Below are 21,282 nucleotides of genomic sequence, written 5' to 3' on the forward strand. Positions count from 1 at the left end.
ATCACCACGAATAGGGTATCGATCGGAGAGAAGGCTCATTTCAAACACACTAGAGGGTGTGCAAACGAGCGCGTAGCTGTCAACCGTGAATCGAGACGAGAATACCCCCGACGACGACCACGACCGCCGATAGAATCAGCGGAACTGTCACGGTCTCGAGCCGTTTTAAGAACACGAACGAGAGAACAGCGACGAGCAGCGGTGAGATCTGGATGATCGGGACGACGAGCACGACCGGCGCGATCTCGAGCGCCGCGTAATACCCGAGGAGAAAGACCGTGTTGGCGATGCCGGCACCGACGTACCAGCGGAGCGAAGACGACGCGAGCTCCGTCGAGGTTGGCAACGCATTTCGCCACCTGAGATACGCGAGAAAGCCCGCAGTTGCCACGACGGTTTTGATCGAGAGACCGACGAGCACCGACGTTCCGGTCGCGAACCCGATCTTCGCGAATATCGGCTCGATTCCGTAAAAAAACGCCGCCACGAACGGAAACGCCAGATCGTACGATCGCCCCGTCTGCTGAACTGATCCCGAAGCAGTCTCCCACGAGATCGCGCCGACGCCGAGAACGATCAACAGAATACCGGCGAAGTGCTCGGGGGTCAATACTTCTCCGAGCACGATAACCGCCGCGAGGGTCGCGTAAATCGGCTGTGAGGCACGGATCGGTTCCGATCGACTGGCACCGACGCGTTCGATGCTCGCGTAGAAGAACGCTCGGCCGACGAACGTCCCGACCAGTCCCGCCATCGCGAACGAGACGAGCGACGTCCTCGTCAGTCCCGACAGCGGATTCTGTAGCGCGAGCGTCACGGGAACCAGTATCGCGATGTTGGTAAGCAACACGACGACGAGCGCGTCGACAGACCGACCGTCGTCGGTCCCGATACGGATGCAAATAACCGCGATCGAGAGCCCAAGCGCTGCCAGTACGGCCAACGCGATACCCGCCAGATTGCTCATCGCCCCGTACCGCTGTGGATGGTACGTTCCCGAATAGATCCGCTCACAACAGCTTCGCTGACACGGTCAGCGCTTTCGTACTCGATCGCGATAGAGGTCCGCAACACGTTATTCGTGCATGCACGTCAGTACGGGCCGCTCACTGTTGAGCAGTACCGACTGGGTGATGCTTCCGAACAGCGCCTTCCCGACGGGCGAGCGTTTTCTGCCGCCGATTACGAGCATGTGTGCGTCGTTTCGCTCGACGGACTCGAGGATCTTTTTCGTCGGCTCGCCAACGCGACCATCGGCAGAAAACGCCGCGTCGGCCGGCAGCGCTTCCTCCGCGAAACTTCGGGCGACGGTCGTTGCGTCCTCGGCCGCGGTATCGATGGGATAGCCCTCAGCGCTCTGGCCGCCGGTCGAAAGCGTCACCGAACTGTCCGACGGCGTGAACGGATAACTCGGGGTTCCACTCGTCGGTCCCTTGGCTCGTTCTGCGATCCGTTCGTACTCCTCCTGTTCCATGACGTGGAGAACGATCAGTTCCTCGTCGAACGCACTCGAGACGTCGTGGGCCGTCTGAACGACCGTCTCAGAGGAAGGCGTGCCGTCGATCGCCGCTACGATTGTCATACTGGTACGATTCGTGCACACCGTGAAAATTGTTCCGTCTATTGGCCCGTCGGAGGAACACCGCGGTTGAGACGCGACGTTCGCCGTCGGTTCGCCTGGCCTTCGAGACGGGTCTTCAGCGTCGGTGACCGGAGAAACAAACCGGTACTACTATCGATCTGCTCCGACGAGTCGTATCCATGACACCGACGCTCTCACAGGTGTATCTGATGGTGACCGACCTCGAGCGATCGCGCGAGTTCTACGAGACGGTTTTCGACCTACCGATCGCTGAAACCGGCTCACAGAGCGTCGCGTTCGAGACCGGCCGCTGTGAGCTCAAACTCGAACAGCAGTTCGACGACGAAACGCTCTCCGCGTTCGGGCTCTCACCGCCCGGTGACAGTCGAGGCGACGGCGCGATCGCCGTCCTCGAAGTCGACGACGTCGACGCCGTTTACGAGCGGGCAACGGAGGCCGGGGCGACGACCCCGTTCGGTCCCGCGGACGTCGAGTGGGGTCGACGGATTTTGCTGGTTGAAGATCCGGACGGTTACGTATTCGAGGTTTCGCGTCCGCTCGAGTGACGAACGAAAACCGGTCAGAGCGGTTCGATTCCGGCGTCGTCACCGGATTGGAGACAGCATTGCCGTATTACGAGCCTTAAGGAGAGCGTGCGCCCGTGTCTCGAGGTATACTGTGACGATCGTCGGTTCGAGACGTGAGAAAGGGACAATGACGGGACGGAAACTACACGCACGAGTACAACCGGCTGGGCGGATGACAGTGACTGCGAGTGGACTCGAACGGACGTGGATGAGCGACTGCGGAGTGCAGAGGTGGAAGTGACACGATGGTTAACGTTCTCGGCTTAACGTTCGCGGTGCTGGCGGCCCTCGCTCTCGGAGTAACGTCGATTTTCGTACGTCTCGGTTCCCGGAGCGGGAAGTCGAACGAGATCGTGATCGTCACCTTCATCGCCAACCTCACGTTCGTCGTTCCGATCACGCTCTACTGGTACTACCCCAATTTCGGGTTGACGCCCAGAGCGATCGTTGCATTCGCGATGGCGGGTACGATGGGGACGTTCTTCGGTCGGGCGCTTTTTTACAAGAGTATCGAAACGATCGGGGCGAGCAGAACGGAGCCGATAAAGGCGACGCAACCGCTTCACGCCGCCGTAATCGCCGCACTCGTTCTCGGTGAAGCGCTGACCGCGACCAACCTGTTCGGGATTCTCCTCCTGATCGGTGGACTCGCGCTCGTCTCTCGCGAGATCGTCAACGACGACGACGTCGGTGGAAGCGACAACGTCTCACCCGCACTGCTCGTCGTCCCACTCGGTGCCGCGTTCTTCTTCGGTATCGAGCCGATCTTCGCGAAGATCGGGTTCGAAGAGGACACGCCGATTCTCGTCGCGCTCGTCGTCAAAACGGTCGCCGGGCTGACCGCGATGACGCTCTATTTGCGAGTGCGGAATAACTTCCCGTCGTTTTCACTCCGTTCCACCGAACCCGTCGTATTGAAGTGGTACGCCCTCGCCGGCATCTCGAATACGATCTTTCTCACCTCGTACTACGCGGCGCTCGAGACCGCACCGGTTATCCTCGTCGTGCCGCTGGTCCAGACGAGTCCCCTCGTGGTCGTCGTCCTCTCGTTGCTGTTTCTCTCTCACCTCGAACGTGTGACACCGCGATTGATTGCGGCTGCGACGATCGTCGTCGTCGGAGCGACCGTCGTTTCGTTGACGACGTAACGCGATCGTATGAATAGTCCAGAAACGAAGAACCATTCCACTGGAAGTCCGCCTTAGCACCGGGACCGACAGGAGATCGTCGGAAGTGGCTGAATCGTCAGGTTCGACGAAAAGAGAAATGTTATGAAGGTGCATAGTGTTACCTGAACTCATGGTCGGACAACAACGGCTGGAGCACGCCGAGCTTGGAGTGACGGACCTCGACGACGCGGTGTCGTTTTACACGGACGTTATGGGTATGATTGAGATCGAACGGAGCAGCGACACGGTCTACCTCGGATGTGGGCTGGACGAGAACTTCGATATCGCGGTCACGGAAGGAGGGACGGGGACCCGACACTTCGCAGTCCGAGTCGACAATAGCGACGAGCTCGCTCGATACGAACGAAACCTCGACGAAGAAGGTGTGAAGACGAAACGGGTCGATGGTGAGGAACCCAACCAGGTCGAAGGAATTCGGTTTTCGATGCCGATGGGCGTTGACATGGAGCTGGTTCTCGTCGAGGACATGGGGTACAGACATTCGGACGAAGCCAGGGTTCCGGGACGCTCGAGCGTCTGTCCGGTAGATATTGACCACATCACTCTCGGTTCGTTAAATCCCCAGGAGAACGTGGAGTTTCTGGAAGACGTTGTGGGTTTCAACGTCTCGGAAGTGCTGTTGAAAGAGGACGAAAGTTGGCGCGGTGCGTTCACTAGGTGGGGCGTCCACCACCACGACGTCGCCGTCCTCGGTCGTCCCGACGGAACCGAGTACAACCTGCGTCACATCGCCTGGACGATGTCGAGCATCGACCACATGAAGGCGTTCATCGACAACTTAGCCCAGGCCGGCTACGAACTCGAGGTGACGATCCATCGCCACTACGCCGGCGACAATCTCGCCGCGTACTTCTGGGAACCCGGCGGAAATCGGTTCGAGATCTGCGCCGAGATGGCGACGCTCGATCCGAATACGCCGACGAACTACTGTGAGCCCGGCGAAGGGTACACGGCGTGGGGAGGCGTCCATCCGCCGGAATCGTACCGGAAAGACGGCTCGTAACCGAACGTACGCAGTTTCGAACTTGCGGTATTTTTCGGATCCAGTCCAGGGTTGCTGGTACGAACGGGAGATCCGTAGCGGATCGTGCAAACGTCGATACGCAACGCGGTCCGATGCGCGAGATCCCGAGTCCGCTCTCGTGTCGAAAAGTGCAGCCTCGAGTTTTCGATCATCGGTCGGTAACTGAAGAAACGAGCGTTTCGAGTTACCACGAGGAGTTTCGAAACGAAATAGTATCGGATGATAAAATTGGGAGATTATACGCTAATACCGGGTATTGAGAAGACATTCGAACACCAATTTACAGGAGTATGCGAGTAAATTAGAAATATGTTGTTCGGTTACACACCAGACGATAGTGAAGGTTCGTCTCGAGACGGGACGACGTGGAGTGCGATTTGGGCCGGTCCGCTTCCCTCACACGGACCACTGTAAGTCATCCTGAGGCGACCGAGTCCCCCCGACGGTCGCTCCGATAAGCAGCTACGTCAGACCGTATCAATCCTCGTCCGCCGGCGCACTTCCCCGTTCGCTCATCATCGTTGCGCCTCGCTCGAGCCAGGACTGACGGACGAACGTGGTACAGACGACGACGTTTCGCCAGAGGAAGTCGGCAACGATCGCCACGTACGCGGCGACGACGCCGTACTCGAGTTGAATTCCAAAAACGTACGTGACACCGAGTAACATCCCGAACGTACCCGTCAGCTTCGCGGCGAACGGTGATCGCGTCTCGCTTCCGCCGCGAAGCGCGCCGGATACGGACTCGAAGAGGGCGATGAAGACGGCGGCCAGCGCGTACGCTTGCGCGAAGCTAGCCGCGTACTCGACCGTCGCCGGATCGCGCGTGAAGAGTAGCACAAACTGCTCAGCGCCGACGAAGAGTGCGGCGCTCAATCCGCCGATGGTCAACACCGCAAGCGACGCCGTCGACCAGCCGTTGAAGTAGGCGACGTCGTGTTCGCCGCGGCCGACCGCCTGCCCGACCAGGATATTCGCTGTGACCGAATACCCCCGAGCGAGCGGATCGGCGACCTGCTGATACATCCGACGACCGATGTGGTACGCGGCGTTCACCTCCGTTCCGAAGACGAGGAGAATCGCGTTGAACGGGAATTCGGCCACCAACTCGGTGAGACCCTCCGCGACCCGCGGCGTTCCGATCACGACCAGTTGCTTCGCGATGATCCACTGGCGTGGAAGTGCGAACTCGAGTTCACAGCGGGGGCTGGCGATCACGGCGAGAAACGCGATCGCGGAGAGAACGTCCGCAGCGGCCGTCGCCGCGGCGATACCGATCACCGACAGCTCTGGTGCCGGACCGATACCGAACGCGAGGACGATCGTCAGAGAGATGTTCAACACGTTCGTGGCCCCGTTGACGTACATCGGCGTGAGCGTGTCGCCAGTTCCCTGGATCGATCGGGCGGAGATCAACACCACGTGGCGTGCGGGACTGCTAACGAGGATGATCGCCAGGTACGCAGCGCCGAGTGCAACGACCTCCGATTCGGCACCGAGAACGCCGATTGCCCACTCGTTCAACAGAAGTCCGAACAACACGAACGGGATACCGGTAAGCGCGCCGAGCAACAGCGCCTGCGTCACCGCTTCGTTTCGATTCGCCGTTGCGCCGCTGCCGGTGTCCTGACTCGAAAGCGCGATCGCGGCATCGCCGGTTCCGAGGCCGATCCAGAGCGGGAGTCGTGCGTAGATGTCCGCGAGGCCGACCGCGGCGACGGCGGCGGGAGAAAAGAAGCCCGCGACGATCATATCCACTGTTCGCATGAGCGTGCGAAGCACCTGTTCAGTCATCACCGGCCACGACAGGCTGTACACACGCCGCCAAACGGCCCAGACCCGTTCGGTAGGAAGGCGCATCGGTTACTGGACGTGAGTTGTGTTACCGTCTATTAAACGGTACCGTTGTTTCGGGAACCGAGCCGGCACCAGTCGATTCCTCGAGACGATAATGAGAACGTGTTTCGAATCAGACTTATAAAGAGACGGAGTAACGATCAGTTCGGTTAGTTTCCAGGTGACATATCGTCTGAATATCGATCGCTACACAATACTTTTATAGGAGGTCCGCTAATACCAGGTTGGCGATGGTACACGATATCAATCAACTAGGGGCAGATAGTGCAACGTCGCGGCGAAAAGTACTCGCACTTTCGGGGTCGGCGATGGCAGCAGGTGTCGCGGGATGCCTCGGTGACGACGACGGTGACGACGACGACGAAGAGTACCCGACGGGTGACATCGACGTAATCATCCCGTTCGATACGGGAACCGGATTCGATACCTTCGTGCGGGGTGTCATCGAATTCCTTCCGGGCCACCTTCCAAACGAAGTGGACGTCATTCCGGACAACCAGGGTCCGGCACCGGAGGGAACGGCAGCGATCTACAATGCCGAACCAGACGGATACGAAATCGGCGCATCGATGCTACTTGGCATGTCCGTTCAGGAGCTCATGCTGGACGCGCCCTTCTCTATCGCGGAGATGACGGCGTTACCTCGAATCCACGCAGATCGGGCGATTCTCGCAGCGAACACGGATACACCGTACGAAACGGTAGACGACCTCCAAACGACTGACGAGGACCTACGGTGGGCAGTCGTGGGCGGAACCGACAGTCACTATCAGGCGGTGATAACGGCCGACGAGATGGGTATTCCCGCCGATATCGTTCCATACGACGGCGCACCGGATGCGATCGCCTCCACACTCCGCGGTGAAACCGAGATAACCGCGTTTTCGGCATCCTCGACGCCAATGGCCGACGGACTCACACAAGGAGATCTGCGACCGGTGATGATCTACAATGACGGCCCGCTAGACTACCTTCCGTACACGCAGGAACTGGACATTGCGGACACCACCCACGACCTCGGCTACTCCGAGCTGGACATCACCAGCGTCCAGCGAGTATTCTTCGCTCCACCGGATCTACCGGACGACATCCACGGCGTCCTCGAGGACGCGCTCATGGATACGATGGAATCGGACGAGATGCAGGAGTGGGCCGACGAAGACGAGGGTCGGTTCGTCGATCCGGCGCCGTCCGACGTGATCGCGGACGAGATCGACATGATCCACGATCTCATCAACGAGCACGAGGATACGATCCAGGAACATCTGGACGACTGAAGCAACGTTTAAGTCGAACAACGATACATTCTACCATAGATGTCCGAGATTCTAAGCGCCGCAGTGCAGGCCGCCGAGGTGTTATTCACGTGGCCGACGATCGGATTTTTAATACTCGGCACACTGATCGGGCTGATATTCGGTGCGATTCCGGGTCTCGGAGGGGCCGTGGCGATCGCGTTACTCATCCCGCTCACGTGGGGAGTGGACACGTCGGCGGCGATGGTTCTGTTCGCGGCCACCCTCGGCGGAGCGACATTCGGCGGGAGCATCTCGGCGATTTTGATCAACACGCCCGGAACGCCACCCAACGCTGCGACGTTATTGGACGGATTTCCGCTCACACGCCAGGGTCGCTCGGGCGAAGCGCTGGCTACGTCCGCGACTGCGAGCGCCCTGGGCGCGGTTTTCGGAGTGATCGTTCTCCTCGCGTCGCTTCCGGTCGCGCGGGAGATCGTCCTCGCGTTCGGGTCGCCCGAATTCTTCTGGCTCGGTGTCGTCGGCGTTTCGGTGATCGCCACGATTTCGCGCGGCAGCACGCTCAAAGGAATGATTGCCGGCGGATTCGGGTTTATGCTGTCGTTTATCGGTTATCAAGGAGCGACGGCCGAGTACCGGTTTTCGCTGGGAACGACGTTTCTGTGGGACGGGTTGGAACTCATCGTAGTGTTGATCGGGATATTCGCCGTCGGTGAGGCGATTAACCTCGCAACCGAGGAGGGTAAAATATCCCAGGTGAAAACGAAGGCCAACCGATCGGACATCGTACAGGGAATAAAGAATCCGTTCAAACACTGGTTTCTCTTTCTCCGGTCGTCGGTGATCGGTTCGCTCGTCGGAATGATACCTGGGGCCGGAGGCGCGCTGGCTACGTTTATCTCGTACGCACAGGCGGTCCAAACGTCCGATAACGCCGAGAAGTTCGGGGACGGTGACGTCCGTGGGGTCATCGCGGCGGAAGCCGCGAACGACAGCTCGGACGGCGGTGCGCTCATTCCGACCGTCGTCTTCGGCATACCGGGAAGCGTCGCCACCGCCGTGTTACTTGGGGCGTTCATTTTTCACGGACTCTCTCCGGGTCAACAGCTGTTGAACGATAATCTGGATATCCTGTTGTTGATCATATTCGCCCTGGTAATCTCGAACGTGCTCACGTCCTTGATCGGTGTCGTGAGCGCGAACCAGGTCGCAAAAATCACGCAGATCGACACGAACCTGTTGATCGCACCGATTCTCGTGATCAGTTTCGTCGGTGCGTTCGGACTTCGAACACATATCGGAGACGTCGGCGTCGTGGCAATTTTCGGTCTGATCGGTTACCTGATGTTGCGCTTCGGTTACTCGCGGATCGCGTTCGTGATCGGAATCATACTCGGTCCGATCATCGAGAGTTCGTTCCTCCAGTCCCTCTCGGTCTCGGGGGGGAGTTACATGATTTTCTTCGAGCGTCCGCTGTCGATATTTCTCATCGTGATACTCGTTCTCAATTTGACGGCACCGTTTATCAGGCGAACGCTGAGATAATGGAAAAAATACAATGAGTACACGAAATACGTTCGTGAAGGTGATGGAAAGAGCAAATCAGACGATCGATAGCGCATCACAGTGGATCTACAACAACGAACGGAAACTAGAGATCGCGTTCGTGGTCGCACTCCTGGCGTTCTTCGCATACGCCGTCGTCACGGGGATGGACTACCGTCGGAACGCGCGACTCGTTCCAACGATAATCGCAGTTCCGACGATAGCATTACTGGTACTCGTGTTAGCCACCCTGCTCTCGAGTCGGTTCGCAGCGTTCGCCGCCTCAATCGCGTCGTCTGACATGCTCGGAATTCACTCGAAAGCGGCGAGTTCTGACACTCAGAAGGGGGAATCGCCGCAGTCGGATCCGTTCACGAGCGAACGAACGCCGGCCAGCGAGAAACGACTTATCATGATGGTACTCTGGACGGGACTCCTGCTCGGGTTAGTCGTGGCCATCGGCTTTTCGGTTGCGATTCTCGTCTTCGCTATCGGTTTCTACCGGATATACTCCGGCGAATCCTGGTACCGATCGGTCGGTTACGCGGTAGTGCTCTGGGCGTTCGTGATAGTTGTGTTCCAGATACTTGCAGACATCGATCTCTACGGCGGAATTGTCCTTTAACTCGATATCGCGGTCGTTCTACGGTTGTCCCTTCGCTCGGAGATTCGGCACAATAGAGCGGGGGAGTGGTGCGAACTAATCCGTCCAGGACAGAGGGTTCCGAAACACAAAGGCGAGCGACAGGTCCGGCAATCAACCAGTACGATCGGAATGCGCATCGGCCCAGTCAGCGTCCAGACGGATTCGTACACGCCGACGATGGACGGGTATCGTGACAATCGATACCGAGTCAGTATCGTTATGGACGTGGTGGTGATAGCACGATCATGGAACTCGCGATCCAGACCGCTCCGATAGGCGGATCGATGGAAACGAAACTCGAGGCCGCCTCCGAACTCGAGGTATCGGTCGTCTCGCTCGGAACGTACGATTACTACGGACCCGGACCCGCCGAACTCGATCCCGGAACCCATCTGGACGATCCGGACGCTCGAGAGACGCTCGAAGATCAGTTGGAGCGCCACGAGATTTCGATCGGGATGCTGGGGGGAGGGAGCAATCCGCTTCACCCGAATCCGGACGTCGCCGAGAACTGTAAGCGGGAGATTACGGCGACGCTCGAGCTGGCGGAACGACTCGGCGTTGACACGGTGTCGTGTCATTCCGGTCTACCTGCGGGTAGTCCGGACGACGAGACGCCGAACTGGCTGACAATGCCGATTCCACCGGAGCCGCATATCTCGGAGGGGTACGAGTACCAGTGGGAGGAGGTCGCGATCCCGTTCTGGCGAGAAATCGCCGACGAGGCGGAAGAACGCGGAGTCGACGTCGCGATAGAGGTACACGTGAACACGCTCGTTCACACGCCGGCGAAATTGCTCCGGCTTCGAGAGGAGACGAACGACCGCATCGGCGCGAAACTCGATCCGGCGCACCTGCTCTTGCAGGGGATGGACGAGATCGACGCGATCAGGCGGCTCGGTCGAGAGGACGCGATTCACGCGTTCGAGGCGTCGGATATCAAACTGGACGAAGCGAACGTGCGACGAGGAGGGATGCTCGACGTTCCGCAATCCGAGCGTCGGATCGATCGTTCCTGGGAGTTCAGAGCGGTGGGGCGGGGTCACGGATCCGACTACTGGCGCGACCTCGTCGACAGTCTGGAGAAGGTCGGCTACGACGGGATCGTCTCGATCCAACACCTCGGCGTGCCGGAAGAAACGCGGGCGGGATTCGAAACTGCGGTCGGCGTTCTGGACGACGCGCTGTCCGGGTGATCGTTCGCTACGTACGCGCGCTCTCGCCGCCGAAGAGGGGGAGGTTTACTCGAGCGCTTCCGATCGAAACGGCATTTCTATCGGACCGAGCAAAGAGAGCGACAACGCGAGCGGGTACCGTGGTCGTCGACATCGATCGCGTAGCGGGTCGCCGTTATTCTGTCGCTTCGAGGATTACGAGGAGTCCCCTTCCAGGACCGTAACGACGGGACGGTCCGCGTTGAGCAGGACCGTCTGGGCGACGCTTCCGAACAGAACCTTTCCGGTCGGCGACCGTTTGCGTGGGGCGACCACGACGTAGCGAGCGTCCTGTTCGTCCGCGTACTCGATGACCCGGGTTGCCGGATCGCCGATCAATCCGACGGCTTCCCACTCGGACTCGATGTCGTCGCCGGCCTCTGCGGCGATACGAGTCGCGGCGTCGCGAATATCGTCCATGCTGACGCCGTCAGTGCCCGATTCAGCACTGTCGACGCCCATTTCGACGAATTCCGATCTCGTCAGGACGTGTACGACGTGGATCGAGTCGCCGAACGAATCGGCGAGCCGTTCGGCCTCCCGGATGACGTGACGTGACCGCTCCTCCCTGTCGACCGCGGCGACGATTGCCATGCGTTTTCATAGATATGGAGCCCATTAATCGTTTCCGTAGTGTACGGCGTACACGGCAGTCGCCGCGCCGAACGCGACGAGAGTTCGGCGTTCGACCACGACGGGATCAGGGAAGACGACGCAGCGTCAGGACCGGTGGTTCGGCGCAAGCCACGTCACCAAAACACGTATTGTGAATTAGCGTGATGTGAAAGCGATGAAAGCAGTTCGATACCACGAGCAAGGCGAACCCGGTGTGTTGCGCGTCGACGACGTTCCGAAACCGACGCCACAGAACGAGGAAGTGCTCGTCGAAGTTCACGCGGCGAGCGTCAATCCGATCGACACGAAGTTTCGGAACGGGTTCTACTCGCCGCCGGAGCTGCCGATGACGACCGGGTCGGACTTCTCCGGGGTCGTCGTCGAGGTCGGCGACGGAGTGGATGATTTCGAGCCGGGCGACCGAATAATCGGCGACGGCCTCAACAAACGAAGCGGCTACCAGGGATCGTTCTCGGAGTACGCGGTCGCGCCGCTCGAGTCGATCGCGCCGATTCCCGACGACGTAAGTTTCGACGACGCAGCGGCGCTCGGCCACGCCGGTCTCACGGCTTGGTGCGGAATCGTCGCCTACGGTGACGTGACGATCGGAGACACGTGTCTCGTCCACGGCGGCAGCGGCGGCGTCGGGCATATCGCGGTCCAGCTAGCGCGCCAGAGCGGGGCCAAGGTCATCGCGACTGCCGGGACGGATCACGGCCTCGAGAAACTCGAGCAACTCGGCGTGGATCACGCGATCAGTTATGAGCGGGACGACCTCCAAGAAGCGATCGAGGAGGCGGGAGCGCCCGACGTGATACTCGATCCGCTGCTCGGGGAGTACCTCGAACTCGATATCGAGGTCGCGGCTCCAAACGCGACGATAGTCGCCATAGAAGGACGCGAGGTCACGTTCACGAACGCACCGACGGCGCGGCGCAAAGACCTGTGTCTGTACCAGGTCGGCGCTGCGAGCCTACCAGATGTCAGCGGGGCACTCGAGCGGCTGGCGACACTCCTCGGTCGCGAACTGATCGAGGTCGTGATCAACCAGAAGTTCGACCTCGAAGAGGCGGCCGAAGCTCAGCGGTTCACGATCGAGGCGAACGACTTCGGTAAAGTGTTGGTCCAGATTAGATAGGTATCGACTGTTCGGAGACGAACGGTGACCGGAGAGACGACCGACGAAACAGATAAGAGCCATCCGCGTGATGGATCCGTCATGCGACGTGTACGATTCGAAACTGATGAACAGGTGCGAAACGGTCACTACGAAAGTGGCGAAATAGTTGCGGACTCAGAGACGTACGACGTGGACGAAGTGACGATTCTGCCCCCGTGTGAGCCGACGAAAATCGTCGCGGCCGGGAAGAACTACCACGACCACATCGCCGAGATGAAAGAGAAAGGGATCGGCACCGGAGAGATTCCGGACTTTCCGTTTTTCTTCTTCAAGCCGCCGAGCAGCGTGATCGGTCACGGCGGTATCATCGCGTATCCGGACGGTGGGGAGCTCGTCCACTACGAGGGGGAAGTCGGCGTCGTTGTCGGAGAACGCTGTCGGAACGTCGCTACCGACGACGCGATCGACGTGCTCGCTGGGTACACTGCGCTCAACGACGTCTCACACCGCGACTGGTCCGGAAAAGAAGAGCAGTGGGTGAGACACAAGGGTCGGGATACGTTCTGTCCGGTCGGACCCTTTCTCCAGACGGATGTCGAGTCGGACATCGGCGTTCAGACGCACGTAAACGGTGAAAAGCGACAGGATAGCCGAACGACGGAGATGGTATTTTCGATCGCAGAGCTGGTCTCGGATGCTTCCCAGTATATGACGCTCGAACCGGGGGACGTCATCGCGACCGGGACGCCAAGCGGTGTCGGTCAAATTTCGCCCGGAGACACCGTGGAAGTGACAGTCGAGGGCGTCGGAACGCTCCGGAACGACGTCCGATAGCCGAGCGATTTTTGATCGACGCGTCGAACGCGCATCCGGCCGGACCGATACCACGCGTTCGCGCGGTGAAAAAGACTTGTAGAGAGGGACCGACTGCGAGCCGAATCCACGCGGACCGTCGCGATCGATCCGACACCGATCGCCAGGGCGGAACGCGACTCCAGTGACGACGGGTGCTCAACCGTTCGCGTCGAACGTTCGAAAATCAAAAACGATCGAACCGATCAGAAGCCAGCGCGGTCGACGTCCCACCAGATGAGCCGATCGTATATTTTGCCCATCAACCAGGGCAGGGTAACGCCGAGAAGCATGAGGACGAGCACGACGCTGATGACGCCCTCGAGGCGGAACGATGCGCTCCACTGCTGAATGAGTCCACCGAGACCGGTCACGGCGACAATAATCTCGACCAGCACCAGTCCACGGACGGCACGTCCGATACCCATTCGGAGTCCGGCAAGGATGTACGGAATCTCGTAGGGGAGAACGACGTTCTTCAGCGTGTAGAGTCGACTTGCGTTGAACGACTCCGCGACCTCGAGCAGTCCCGCAGGAGTCGTTCGAGCCCCTTCGAAGGAGTTGATCACGATCGGGAAGAACGCGAACAGGAAACAGATCGCGACGCGGATCCGAATCCCGGTTCCGAACCAGACGATCAGCGCCGGAACGATCGCTGCGTAGGGAACGACGTAGATGGCGTTGACGTAGGGATCGAGCAACTCCTCGATCGTTCGGTTGACGCCCATCAGGATACCCATCGGGATGCCGACGAGCGTGGCCATGAAGAACCCGATAAAGATCGCGTACAGTGCGTCCCAGAGGGCCTCTAGCAGTCCTTCTTCAGCGACCTGTACGTACAGTGCGTCTGCGATCATCGGGACCGACGGTATCCGGTCGCTCGGATACCCGAGGTAGGCGAACAACGAATAGAGCGCCAGCAAGAAGACGCCGAAGCCCGCTTGCAGGATGATCTGGTGGTTTCGGTCGTCCATCGATAACGTCAGCTGCTGTCGGAGCGAGGATTCGTCTGCTGTTGCCATTATTTCTCAGCCTCCCAGTCGATGATCTGTTTTTCGAGTAGCTGGATGAGCCTCGTCAGGATGATGCTTACGAGCATCAACAACAGGACGATCGATAACACACCGCTGACGCGGAAGACGTCCGCCCACGAGCGGATGATGCCACCCAGGTTGACGAACTCGATCAGGATCTCTGCCAGGATCATCCCGTTGACTGCACGTCCCATCCCGAGACGGAGCCCCGCAGTGATGTACGGTAAGTCGTGTGGAAAGATCACGTGTCGAACGGTGTAGTACTTGCTCGCCCCGAAGGATTCGCTGACCTCGAGTAACCCCTCGGGAGTCGTCTTGACACCTTCGTACGTATCGATGAGAATCTCGAACACACAGAAGAGGAAGACGATGAAGACACGAACCTCGAAGGTCGGGCCGCCGATCAGAATGAAGATCGGCACCATAGCCGAGATCGGCGCGACGTACATCGCGTTGATGTACGGATTGAGCATCACGTCGAGGTGGCGGTTGATCCCCATCGCCAGACCCAGCGGTACCCCGACGAGAACCGCGAGGATATAGCCGAGGAACATGGTTCCCATACTGTTCATGAACGCGCCGACGAGGTCGTCCTCGCGGAACTGCGTGACCAGCGACTCGAAGATCAACTCGAGACCCGGGAAGAGGTAATCGGGTTGGCCTCTCGCGTAGAGGTCCCAGATCGTGAGTCCGACGAACACCGCGAACAGCCGGATGAGAAGGCCTCTGTTTCGCTCGAACCACGTTCCAGCCAGACGCGATTTTACGCTCATAAGAGCGTTTTCCCACTTCGTCCGAACGGAATTTAATGATTTTGTGGACATATCATTCAACGATTCGTGCTGCGTCTGTATCGAGGAACTCCGCCCCGCAGGTGGGACAGAGTAGTTCGGTACCACTGTTTCGAAGCTCTCCATGGTGTGCATGGAAGAGCTCGCTACATTCGGGACATTCGGCCCAGAATATTCGTGCCATTGTCAATCGAGGTATTCTGTTAGCGTCATTCGTTCGAGTGCATCCTCGGGGATGTCTAACACCGGTGGATACTGTTCGTCAACGGGTTTGGTCGCATCTATTATAATTTTTGATGTTGCGACCTCGCCGCGAACGCTCGGATCGAGCGTGTTACCCTTGACACCGTTGATGATGTCGATATCTTCGTCGGCCCGGACGCGGGTCGACTGCGCCCAGAGGACCTCTTCTTCGTCGAACGCATCGACGTCCTCGTCGACGACGACGACGTGCTTGATGAAATCCGAACTCGCGAGCGCCTGTAATGCGGCGTGTTTCGCTTCGCCTTCGGTCGTCTGCTCGAGGCTTACGTAACAGCGAAATCGGCCACAGCCCGAACTCGGTAAGTGAACCTGCTCGACGCTCGGAACGCGACCCTGGATGTCGTTGTAGATTCCCCCCTCTTTGGGAACGCCACCGAGTGTTGCGACGTCTTTGTGGCCGACGAACACGTGCTGAAAAATCGGATCGGACCGACAGACGACGTTCTTGACCTCGACGACGGGTTTGAGGCGCTGTGGTCCGTAGTAACCCGGGAACTCCCCGAACGGAGCTTCGGTTTCTCGAACCTCCGGAAGGACCTCCGCCTCGACGATGACCTCGGCGTCGGCCGGAACGAGGAACTCGTCGCCCCAGGTCTTCGAGGGCGTCAACCGGAGCGGGTCTCCGAACATGCCGCCGATTACGTCGTACTCGTCGACTTCGAACCCCGCGAGCGTCAGCGCGCCGAGATAGTAGCTCGGGTGATGTCCGATCGTAACCGCCATTCGGGTCCGTTCGCCGCGATCCTCGTTGGTCTTGTAAATACGGAAATTATGCCGCGGGGACATGTGAATCCCCATCTCCTCACCCCCCTTGACCATGTTGCGGAGGAACGCGACGTTGTACACCCCCGATTCGGGGTCTTTCATCGTCGGGGTCATATTGATGTACGGCGCGGGGTCGAGGCGGTGATGGCGAACGACCGGAAGGTGCGTCAGGTCCGGTACGGCGTCTTCCATGACCGGCGCATCGTCGGTATCGACCACGACGGGCTCCTGTCGGTTCGTCTCGCGCCGACCGTACTCGAGGCTCGTCTCCATGCGCCACTCGTCGGTCGACAGGTCGAGCGCCTGTGCGATCCGACGACGGTCCGCAAACACGTTACTGATAAGCCGGAAGTCGGTCTCCCGCCCCTCGATATCTGTCGGGTTCTCGAAGAGAACGGCCGGATACCGATCTTCGTTCTCGAGGTTCTGGAGGATCGCCGTGACGTCGAATTCAGCGGGGTTGACCGACTTCGAGACGCGCTCCAGTTGCGAATCCGGAAGCGTCTCGAGATACGACCGGAGGTCTCTCATTGAGCGACCTCAGTTTCCTCCTCGGCTTTGAGGCCGAGCCGTTCGCGGAGGAGTTGTTCGATATCCGCGAATCGGTCGTCGTTTTCGATCTCGACGCGGCGTTTCCAGCGAGGTCGTTCGAAGGGAATCTCGATGTCCTCGACGATCGAACTCGGTTTCGTCCCCATGACGAGCACCCGGTCCGCGAGGAAGATCGATTCGCGAATGTCGTGCGTGACGAAGACGACGGTCTTCTTTTCTTGTTCCCACAGCTGGAGGAGCTGTGTCTGCATCTTGTCTTTCGTCTGGGCGTCGAGTGCACCGAACGGTTCGTCCATCAGGATGACCTCCGGGTCGACACACAGCGCTCGCGCGAGCCCGACGCGCTGTTGCATCCCGCCGGACAGTTCGGAGGGGTAGCTTTCTTCGAAGCCGTCGAGTCCGACTCGGTCGATCCAGGTCTGGGCTCGCTCTCGACGCGTCGACTTGTCCACGCCGAGAATCTCGAGGCCGAGTTCGACGTTCTCGAGGGTCGTCCGCCAGGGGAACAGTTCGAAGTTCTGGAACACGAGCGCCGCTTCGGGCGTCGGTTCGGTAATGACGGTGTCTCCGATTCGGATCTCGCCTTCCGACGGATCGACGAGCCCGTCCATCATCTTCATCAGCGTCGTCTTTCCACAGCCGGAGGGACCCAGAATGCAGACGAATTCTTTTTCGGGTATCGAGATGGAGATATCGTCGAGAACGTGAACAGCTTCCTCACCGTTCCCGTATGTTTTTGACACTCGGTCGACTGTGATTGACTTTGGCATAGTTCGGACCGTGATTGTTCAGATGAGGATTTAAACCTTTGGAGATGCCAGTGGAGTTATAGGATTACTATCAGAAACGGTCGCGTTGTGGAGGGGGTCATCGGTGTGGATCGTTTCAGTTGACGCACGTGGCTCGAAAGCGGTGAGATTTGGCAGTCGAGCGGTCAGTGTCGAACCGACAACGGTCAAGCGGCGGGCATTACATAATACCTAAGTCGGGGTCGGTCGGTGTATCGACATGGATATACCGAACGAGTGGGGACTTCGTATCGGCGGGACGGAACAGTTTCGGTCGAACACGTTCGAGGTGGCGAATCCAGCGACGGACGAACGACTCTCGACCGTTGCCGACGCCTCGGCCGAGGACGCAACGCGGGCGATCGAAACAGCTTCGACAGCGTTCGAAACGTGGAGCGAGTGGGACGCGAGCGAACGGGGGCGTCTCCTTTCGCGAATCAGCGAGCGAATTCGCGACGATGTAGATGCGATCGCAACGCTCGAGACGCTCGAGGTCGGTCGGCCGCTCGATCACTCGAGACAGCGGGTGGAAGCTGCCGCATCGTTTTTCGAATACTACGCCGGACTCGCGGACAAAATCGAAGGGGACACCATCGACGTCCCCGGCGATCGACTCAATTACACGATTCGTGAACCGCTCGGGGTAACCGGTCATATTATTCCGTGGAACTCGCCGATACTCCTCGGGTCGCGGAGCATTGCGCCGGCGCTCGTCTGCGGTAACACGGTCGTTGCGAAACCGTCACCGGAAGCGCCGATGACGATCCTGCGGCTCGCGGCGATCTGTGAGGAGGCCGGTCTCCCGGCGGGAACGATCAACGTCGTTCCGGACGCTGACGCCGCGGCTGGAAAGGCTATCACGAGCGATTCGCGAGTCGCTGGCGTGAGCTTTACAGGATCGCCGGACGGGGGCAAACACGTGATGAAGTCCGCGGCGGAACACGTCTCACACGTGGATCTCGAACTGGGTGGAAACACGCCGTGCGTAGTGTTTCCGGACGCCGACATCGAGAAGGTCGCCTCCGAGGTCGTCGATTGCTACCACAACGCCGGACAGATCTGCTACACCATCTCTCGATTTTTCGTTCACGGGGAGGTTTATTCCGAGTTCGCAGACGCGCTCGTCCAGGAAATCGAGGCGCTCGCCATCGGTCCCTGGACCGAAGAACCGGACGTCGGCCCGGTGATCTCGGCGGAATCCCAACGACGGATTGATCAGTACGTTACCGAAGCCGAAGAAAACGGCGCACGAATCCTGGCGGGCGGAACGGTTCCACGGGAAACCGGACACTTTTACGAACCGACGCTCGTGGACGGCGTCTCCGACAGCGACTCGATCGTCTGTGACGAGCTGTTCGGCCCCGTCAAGACGCTCCACGAGTTTTCGGACGAAGCCGAGGTCGTCCGACGTGCAAACGACACCGTCTACGGGCTGTACGCGGTCGTCTACACGAAAGACATCGATCGAGCGCACCGCCTCGCGGGGGCGATGGAAGCCGGTGCGGTCGCGGTCAACGAGTTCCCGCTCGTATTCGTCCAGACGCCGTTCGGCGGCTACAAAGAGAGCGGGATTGGTCGAACCAAGGGACGGCACGCGATCGAGAACTTCACGCAGGTCAAAAACGTCACGATCGGACTCGAGTAGTCGAGATCGATCGAATCGAGACGACTGTCGAACAGCAACCCGCGCCGGATCGGTTATGCAGACGGGTCGTCCACGTGGACGTCGAGGATCGCCGGTCGACCTTCGTCCATCGCCGCGACCGCCTCGTCGAGTGCGGCGATCAGGGCGTCCTCGTCGTCGACGGTCGCCGTGTAGGCGTCGACGACGGTGGCAGCCGCGGGAAGGTCGGGCGCGGGATCGAACGTCCGTTCGCGCAGACCCTCCGTGGCAACCGATCCGTCCGGATACTGGCTCAACGTTGCCGACTGGACCGCGCGCCAGCCGCCGTTGTTGTAGATGACGGTGAGCGTCGGCGCGTTCATCGACGCCGAGAGCCACGCCGTCACCGTGGGATGGGAAAACAGATACGAGCCGTCACCGACCAGCGAAAGGACCCTCGAGTCAGGTTGGGCCAGTTTCGCACCGACCGCGGCACTGCCGGCCCATCCGAGTCCAGCGCCACCTTTCCAAAAGTGCCCACCCTCGGTCGTGACGTCGAGATGTTCGAGGATCGCCGTCTGTGAGGTGACCGCGTCTTCGATGGCGATGGTGTCCGATTCGACGACGTGGTTCAGGGCGTCCGAGAGAACTTCCGGCGTGAGCAGCCCTTCGTCACGATGGCTCGAGAGCGTCTCGTTAGCACGGTCTCTGCGGTTGCTGGCCGTCGTTTCCCACGCCTCCTGTCCGCTCGAAGGCGCGTCGACGTGTTCCGTCAATGCGGCCATCGTCGCGGCCGAGTCCGCCTCGAGTCGGAGGTCGACTCTGAAGTTCCAGGACGGATACTGTGCCTTCGTCGGGTCCGAATCGAACTGGATCACGGGGACGTCCGCGGGCGGATGGCCGTTCGCGGGAATCCACGGGATGTCGACCGCCGCCAGCAGGATCAGGTCGGCAGTCTCGAAGACGTCGTTCGGCGTGAATCCGAGATGAAGGGGATGATCGCGCGGGAAACAGATCCGCGTCGGTGCGTGCTCGACGACGCCAGCGCCGGTGGCCTCAGCGAACTCGACGAGTGCGTCGGGGTCGGCGTTCTGACTCGTGATAACGACCGGGTTCGAGGCGTCCTCGAGACGTCCGCCGAGTTCCTCGAGCATCTCGTCGGTCGGCCGCGAGGGCTGCGATCGTTCGATCGTTCGTGCGGGTTGATCGGGGGCGTCGAAGCGCGCCTCGAGCGCTTCTCGCGTTGCCGTGAGGTACACCGGACCGCTGGGATCGGCCGTCGCTCGCTCGAGACCGCGCGCAACGATCGAATCCGGATCCGCTGGCGGTTTGTACTCTCCCGTCCAGCGACAGTACTCGCGGACGATCCCCGGCTGGTCGAAGACGTCCTGTTGATAGTGGACGACGTGTTCTCTCGATCCGAGATACCCCGAATCGGTCACCGGAGCGAGCCCGGAGATAACGAAAACGGGAACGTTCGCGCGGTGAGCGTTGTGCATCGCTCCACCCAGGTTTTGCGTGCCGACGTCGACGTGAACGAGCACCGCCTGTGGCTCACCACTCACGGCCGCGTAGCCGTGTGCGGCGCTCATCGCGACGTACTCGTGGGGACAGAGGACGATCTCCGGAATCGACGTCTCTTCCCCCCGAGCGCGGATTCGACTGATCGCTTCGATCAACGGGGTGTGATCCGTCCCGAGGTTCGAAAACAGATATTCGACGCCGTGGTCGGCAAGCGACTCGAGCAGCGCCTCGCCGCTGGTGACGAGGTCGGTGTTCTCGATATCCTCCGCTGGCAGGTCAGGAAGCTCCATATTCGACACTCGAAGCACTCATGCATAATGTTTTGTGTATCGTGAACGGACGATCCATCCCATCCCGGATACACTTACTTAGGGTGTGTTACGCCCGACGACGAGTGTTCCCGTTCGCACGCTGTCCGAGATCCTGTCAATCAGTGGTCTGATAATCGAAAGACGGCTAAAACCGTTCTAGAG

General features: G+C 59.7%; 19 protein-coding genes. 10 read left to right on the forward strand and 9 right to left on the reverse strand.

Annotation, left to right across the window (positions count from 1 at the left end):
• Positions 1 to 79: 79 nt before the first annotated feature.
• Positions 80 to 967 carry a DMT family transporter gene (locus tag EA462_RS13520; RefSeq protein ID WP_124179109.1) on the reverse strand — a complete coding sequence of 296 codons (888 nt, stop codon included), beginning with the start codon at positions 965 to 967 and terminating at the stop codon, positions 80 to 82.
• Positions 968 to 1,075: 108 nt separating this feature from the next.
• Positions 1,076 to 1,582 (reverse strand): universal stress protein, encoded by a 507-nt coding sequence (locus EA462_RS13525; RefSeq protein WP_124179110.1) that lies wholly within the window; start codon positions 1,580 to 1,582, stop codon positions 1,076 to 1,078.
• A gap of 179 nt (positions 1,583 to 1,761) precedes the next feature.
• Between EA462_RS13525 and EA462_RS13530 the strand changes: the two genes are divergently transcribed.
• The 3 genes from EA462_RS13530 (at position 1,762) to EA462_RS13540 (ending at position 4,362) form a co-directional block, all read left to right on the forward strand.
• Entirely contained in the window at positions 1,762 to 2,148 is a 387-nt protein-coding gene (locus EA462_RS13530; RefSeq protein ID WP_124179111.1) for a VOC family protein, read from the forward strand.
• Between the two features lie 266 nt (positions 2,149 to 2,414).
• Positions 2,415 to 3,317 carry an EamA family transporter gene (locus EA462_RS13535; RefSeq protein WP_124179112.1) on the forward strand — a complete coding sequence of 301 codons (903 nt, stop codon included), beginning with the start codon at positions 2,415 to 2,417 and terminating at the stop codon, positions 3,315 to 3,317.
• A 151-nt stretch (positions 3,318 to 3,468) separates the two neighbouring features.
• A complete protein-coding gene (locus tag EA462_RS13540) occupies positions 3,469 to 4,362 on the forward strand; it encodes a VOC family protein (RefSeq protein ID WP_124179113.1) in 894 nt (297 codons plus the stop codon).
• Positions 4,363 to 4,860: 498 nt separating this feature from the next.
• Here EA462_RS13540 and EA462_RS13545 read toward each other — a convergent pair whose 3' ends face one another.
• Positions 4,861 to 6,177, reverse strand: coding sequence for an MATE family efflux transporter (locus EA462_RS13545; protein ID WP_124179114.1), 1,317 nt, complete (start codon positions 6,175 to 6,177; stop codon positions 4,861 to 4,863).
• Positions 6,178 to 6,470: 293 nt separating this feature from the next.
• On the opposite strand from EA462_RS13545, the gene EA462_RS13550 reads away from it, so the two are divergent.
• The 4 genes from EA462_RS13550 to EA462_RS13565 all read left to right on the forward strand — a co-directional run bounded on the left by EA462_RS13550 (position 6,471) and on the right by EA462_RS13565 (position 10,883).
• Positions 6,471 to 7,517, forward strand: a complete 1,047-nt coding sequence (locus tag EA462_RS13550; protein ID WP_124179115.1) for a Bug family tripartite tricarboxylate transporter substrate binding protein — start codon at positions 6,471 to 6,473, stop codon at positions 7,515 to 7,517.
• Between the two features lie 39 nt (positions 7,518 to 7,556).
• Complete coding sequence (locus EA462_RS13555) at positions 7,557 to 9,041, forward strand: tripartite tricarboxylate transporter permease (RefSeq protein WP_124179116.1); 1,485 nt, start codon at positions 7,557 to 7,559, stop codon at positions 9,039 to 9,041.
• A gap of 13 nt (positions 9,042 to 9,054) precedes the next feature.
• Complete coding sequence (locus tag EA462_RS13560; protein ID WP_124179117.1) at positions 9,055 to 9,666, forward strand: tripartite tricarboxylate transporter TctB family protein; 612 nt, start codon at positions 9,055 to 9,057, stop codon at positions 9,664 to 9,666.
• A 266-nt stretch (positions 9,667 to 9,932) separates the two neighbouring features.
• A complete protein-coding gene (locus tag EA462_RS13565) occupies positions 9,933 to 10,883 on the forward strand; it encodes a sugar phosphate isomerase/epimerase family protein (RefSeq protein WP_124179118.1) in 951 nt (316 codons plus the stop codon).
• A 174-nt stretch (positions 10,884 to 11,057) separates the two neighbouring features.
• On the opposite strand, the gene EA462_RS13570 is transcribed toward EA462_RS13565, so the two are convergent.
• The gene (locus tag EA462_RS13570; protein WP_124179119.1) at positions 11,058 to 11,495 is read right to left on the reverse strand and encodes a universal stress protein; all 438 of its coding nucleotides are present in this window, start codon (positions 11,493 to 11,495) and stop codon (positions 11,058 to 11,060) included.
• Between the two features lie 196 nt (positions 11,496 to 11,691).
• On the opposite strand from EA462_RS13570, the gene EA462_RS13575 reads away from it, so the two are divergent.
• Positions 11,692 to 12,654 carry a quinone oxidoreductase family protein gene (locus tag EA462_RS13575; RefSeq protein WP_124179120.1) on the forward strand — a complete coding sequence of 321 codons (963 nt, stop codon included), beginning with the start codon at positions 11,692 to 11,694 and terminating at the stop codon, positions 12,652 to 12,654.
• 81 nt (positions 12,655 to 12,735) lie between these two features.
• On the forward strand, positions 12,736 to 13,470 hold the full coding sequence (locus EA462_RS13580; protein WP_124179121.1) for a fumarylacetoacetate hydrolase family protein: 735 nt from the start codon (positions 12,736 to 12,738) through the stop codon (positions 13,468 to 13,470).
• Positions 13,471 to 13,694: 224 nt separating this feature from the next.
• Here EA462_RS13580 and EA462_RS13585 read toward each other — a convergent pair whose 3' ends face one another.
• The 4 genes from EA462_RS13585 to EA462_RS13600 all read right to left on the reverse strand — a co-directional run bounded on the left by EA462_RS13585 (position 13,695) and on the right by EA462_RS13600 (position 17,664).
• Positions 13,695 to 14,510, reverse strand: coding sequence for an ABC transporter permease (locus EA462_RS13585; RefSeq protein WP_124179122.1), 816 nt, complete (start codon positions 14,508 to 14,510; stop codon positions 13,695 to 13,697).
• Positions 14,510 to 15,295 carry an ABC transporter permease gene (locus tag EA462_RS13590; RefSeq protein WP_165872080.1) on the reverse strand — a complete coding sequence of 262 codons (786 nt, stop codon included), beginning with the start codon at positions 15,293 to 15,295 and terminating at the stop codon, positions 14,510 to 14,512. Before EA462_RS13590 ends, EA462_RS13585 begins: the two co-directional genes overlap by 1 nt.
• 204 nt (positions 15,296 to 15,499) lie before the next feature.
• Complete coding sequence (locus EA462_RS13595) at positions 15,500 to 16,873, reverse strand: UbiD family decarboxylase (protein WP_124179124.1); 1,374 nt, start codon at positions 16,871 to 16,873, stop codon at positions 15,500 to 15,502.
• Positions 16,870 to 17,664 carry an ABC transporter ATP-binding protein gene (locus EA462_RS13600; RefSeq protein WP_124179125.1) on the reverse strand — a complete coding sequence of 265 codons (795 nt, stop codon included), beginning with the start codon at positions 17,662 to 17,664 and terminating at the stop codon, positions 16,870 to 16,872. Before EA462_RS13600 ends, EA462_RS13595 begins: the two co-directional genes overlap by 4 nt.
• A gap of 238 nt (positions 17,665 to 17,902) precedes the next feature.
• On the opposite strand from EA462_RS13600, the gene EA462_RS13605 reads away from it, so the two are divergent.
• A complete protein-coding gene (locus tag EA462_RS13605) occupies positions 17,903 to 19,327 on the forward strand; it encodes an aldehyde dehydrogenase family protein (RefSeq protein ID WP_124179126.1) in 1,425 nt (474 codons plus the stop codon).
• 53 nt (positions 19,328 to 19,380) lie between these two features.
• Here EA462_RS13605 and EA462_RS13610 read toward each other — a convergent pair whose 3' ends face one another.
• Positions 19,381 to 21,099, reverse strand: coding sequence for a thiamine pyrophosphate-requiring protein (locus tag EA462_RS13610; protein WP_124179127.1), 1,719 nt, complete (start codon positions 21,097 to 21,099; stop codon positions 19,381 to 19,383).
• Positions 21,100 to 21,282: the final 183 nt, after the last annotated feature.

Origin of the sequence: Natrarchaeobius halalkaliphilus (assembly GCF_003841485.1) — an archaeon.
GTDB lineage: Archaea > Halobacteriota > Halobacteria > Halobacteriales > Natrialbaceae > Natrarchaeobius > Natrarchaeobius halalkaliphilus.

Excerpts from the sequence above, each read along its gene's own strand:
- EA462_RS13565 (WP_124179118.1), top strand. The coding sequence starts at position 9,933 with ATGGAACTCGCGATCCAGACCGCTCCGATAGGCGGATCGATGGAAACG.
- EA462_RS13525 (WP_124179110.1), bottom strand. The coding sequence starts at position 1,582 with ATGACAATCGTAGCGGCGATCGACGGCACGCCTTCCTCTGAGACGGTC.
- EA462_RS13545 (WP_124179114.1), bottom strand. The coding sequence starts at position 6,177 with ATGACTGAACAGGTGCTTCGCACGCTCATGCGAACAGTGGATATGATC.
- EA462_RS13535 (WP_124179112.1), top strand. The coding sequence starts at position 2,415 with ATGGTTAACGTTCTCGGCTTAACGTTCGCGGTGCTGGCGGCCCTCGCT.
- EA462_RS13550 (WP_124179115.1), top strand. The coding sequence starts at position 6,471 with ATGGTACACGATATCAATCAACTAGGGGCAGATAGTGCAACGTCGCGG.
- EA462_RS13590 (WP_165872080.1), bottom strand. The coding sequence starts at position 15,295 with ATGAGCGTAAAATCGCGTCTGGCTGGAACGTGGTTCGAGCGAAACAGA.
- EA462_RS13555 (WP_124179116.1), top strand. The coding sequence starts at position 7,557 with ATGTCCGAGATTCTAAGCGCCGCAGTGCAGGCCGCCGAGGTGTTATTC.
- EA462_RS13530 (WP_124179111.1), top strand. The coding sequence starts at position 1,762 with ATGACACCGACGCTCTCACAGGTGTATCTGATGGTGACCGACCTCGAG.
- EA462_RS13585 (WP_124179122.1), bottom strand. The coding sequence starts at position 14,510 with ATGGCAACAGCAGACGAATCCTCGCTCCGACAGCAGCTGACGTTATCG.
- EA462_RS13600 (WP_124179125.1), bottom strand. The coding sequence starts at position 17,664 with ATGCCAAAGTCAATCACAGTCGACCGAGTGTCAAAAACATACGGGAAC.
- EA462_RS13520 (WP_124179109.1), bottom strand. The coding sequence starts at position 967 with ATGAGCAATCTGGCGGGTATCGCGTTGGCCGTACTGGCAGCGCTTGGG.
- EA462_RS13540 (WP_124179113.1), top strand. The coding sequence starts at position 3,469 with ATGGTCGGACAACAACGGCTGGAGCACGCCGAGCTTGGAGTGACGGAC.
- EA462_RS13595 (WP_124179124.1), bottom strand. The coding sequence starts at position 16,873 with ATGAGAGACCTCCGGTCGTATCTCGAGACGCTTCCGGATTCGCAACTG.
- EA462_RS13575 (WP_124179120.1), top strand. The coding sequence starts at position 11,692 with ATGAAAGCAGTTCGATACCACGAGCAAGGCGAACCCGGTGTGTTGCGC.
- EA462_RS13605 (WP_124179126.1), top strand. The coding sequence starts at position 17,903 with ATGGATATACCGAACGAGTGGGGACTTCGTATCGGCGGGACGGAACAG.
- EA462_RS13560 (WP_124179117.1), top strand. The coding sequence starts at position 9,055 with ATGAGTACACGAAATACGTTCGTGAAGGTGATGGAAAGAGCAAATCAG.
- EA462_RS13570 (WP_124179119.1), bottom strand. The coding sequence starts at position 11,495 with ATGGCAATCGTCGCCGCGGTCGACAGGGAGGAGCGGTCACGTCACGTC.
- EA462_RS13610 (WP_124179127.1), bottom strand. The coding sequence starts at position 21,099 with ATGGAGCTTCCTGACCTGCCAGCGGAGGATATCGAGAACACCGACCTC.
- EA462_RS13580 (WP_124179121.1), top strand. The coding sequence starts at position 12,736 with ATGCGACGTGTACGATTCGAAACTGATGAACAGGTGCGAAACGGTCAC.